The sequence below is a fragment of the Desulforhabdus sp. TSK genome, from assembly GCF_022836495.1.
GTDB lineage: Bacteria > Desulfobacterota > Syntrophobacteria > Syntrophobacterales > Syntrophobacteraceae > Desulforhabdus.
This window is the reverse complement of record NZ_BQXM01000060.1, coordinates 1-1,687: the sequence shown is the minus strand read 5'-3', so window position 1 is coordinate 1,687 and position 1,687 is coordinate 1. Positions and strand designations below refer to the sequence as shown.

Genomic DNA, 1,687 nt, shown 5'->3' with positions numbered 1-1,687 from the left:
AGGCGCCTCACGCAGGGTCCTGCCCACCAGGCGCTCCGCCAGGTAGGGCACATCCGGGCATCCGCCTCCGGAGATGTTGACAATCCGCAGGTTTCGTTGATCCACCGTTATCTTCATGTTGGCGGCCCGCACCATGAGGTAGTCCCCGAAATCCTTCACGTGAAAGAGGCTCACGGGCTCCAGCAGGAGGTTTTGCAGGGGCAGGATCTTCAGCGGGGTGATCCGCGCCTTGTCAAGCAAAACACTGACATTCAGTTGGGCAGCCAGGGGAAATTCGATTACGAGGTCGCACCCCGTCCGGAGGTCGGGAGGCGGCCCCTTCACGGATACTTGGAGGCCGGCTTCCTTCAGAAGGGTCTCCGCCTGGATCACTTCACTCGTATGATGAAACACCAGGATGCCCTTGTCGGAACGGCTGCCGCCGGCTTCTTTGTCCCCACCGGCTTCCCCTCCGACAACGCGCCTGGCGAAATCGGCAATTTTTTTCCATAGTACCATAAAGGCCCCTCAATGGGTCAGGATCAAATGGGTGTCGTCTCCCTCCCGGCCCCCCTCCCGAACCTCCCAGCCCTGAGACCGGGCGGCACGGCTGACGTTTTCACGACTCACCTCGTTGTCGACAACGACCTCAATTTCACCGCTTGTCTTCTCTTTCATTTTGGACAACGCCAGCAAAACCGGTTGAGGACATGAAAGGCCCCTGGCGTCCACGATATCGCTCATCTCTTCATCATCCTTTCCTTGCTCAGGCGCGAGCCCTTTGGATATTGCCGAAACCGATGACCAGGCAGAAGAAAAGGCTCATCACCACGGCGGCCGTTCCATGAGGACCGATACCGGCAGGAGAGCTGGCCAGGCCGAAATTGTGTGCCAGGGCGGCTCCCGTGATCATTCCAAAAACGAACACCCCGGCGTCGGCGTCCCCTTCACCGGACATGAACAGCTGGCGCCCCGGGCACCCTCCCGCCAGGGCGAAGGACAGACCGGCAACGAGCATGCCGGCGAAGTTCCAGAAGCCCAAGGTATGCGTCACGGGCTGTTTTTCGAAGCCGGGATGAAACTGGCCGAGGACCAGGTTGGTCAGCAAAGCAGCCGCCAGCAGGGCCAGAAAGCCGGAAAAGAGATGCCATTGCTTGAAGAGGATCAGGTCCCGCAGCGCCCCCATGGTGCAGAAACGGCTGCGCTGGGCCAGCACGCCCACAAACAGGCCGATGCCGAGAGAAATCCAAAGGGGTGCATACGCAGCCCCCGGTCCTTTCAGACTGTAGAAAAGGACTCCACTCTGAGCCTGCCCCTCGACGGGAGGATAGATGATGCGCAGCAGGAGCAGGCCGACCATGAGCAGCGGCATGAGGAGCCCTGTCCCGAAGCTCTGTTTGCTGCTGCGCCCCAGGTTGTAGCCCTGTTTGAAGAAAAGGGTGCCGAGCCATACTCCGGCCACCAGGCCTGCAAGCCCGAAGAGGGCATTGCCGTCGCCCCCCGCCAGGCGCAGCAGCGTGCGCCAGGGGCAGCCGAGAAAAACCAGCGCGCCGATCATGGCGGTCATGCCCAGGACAAACCTTGCCAGGGGCGCCGAACCTCCCCTGGATTTGAACTCACCGAGCGCCAGGGCGGCAGCAAAAGACCCCAGCACAAACCCCAGGATCTCCGGCCTCAGGTACTGCACCAGCTCCGCCCGGTGCATGCC

The 1,687-nt window shown here is 61.5% G+C and carries 3 protein-coding genes; all 3 read right to left on the bottom strand.

All coding sequences use genetic code 11. The annotated features are described in order from the left end of the window. A partial coding sequence (locus tag MWC30_RS21070; RefSeq protein ID WP_244086174.1) for a DUF3343 domain-containing protein occupies window positions 1-498 on the bottom strand: 498 nt, incomplete at its 3' end. 9 nt (window positions 499-507) lie between these two features. After that, the gene (locus MWC30_RS21065; protein ID WP_244086173.1) at window positions 508-723 is read right to left on the bottom strand and encodes a sulfurtransferase TusA family protein; all 216 of its coding nucleotides are present in this window, start codon (window positions 721-723) and stop codon (window positions 508-510) included. Window positions 724-745: 22 nt separating this feature from the next. Then, on the bottom strand, window positions 746-1,687 hold a 942-nt coding region (gene yedE, locus MWC30_RS21060; RefSeq protein WP_244086172.1), incomplete at its 5' end, for a YedE family putative selenium transporter.

Bases quoted from the DNA above. Each gene is read 5' to 3' on its own strand.
- MWC30_RS21065 (WP_244086173.1), bottom strand. From the start codon at position 723: ATGAGCGATATCGTGGACGCCAGGGGCCTTTCATGTCCTCAACCGGTT.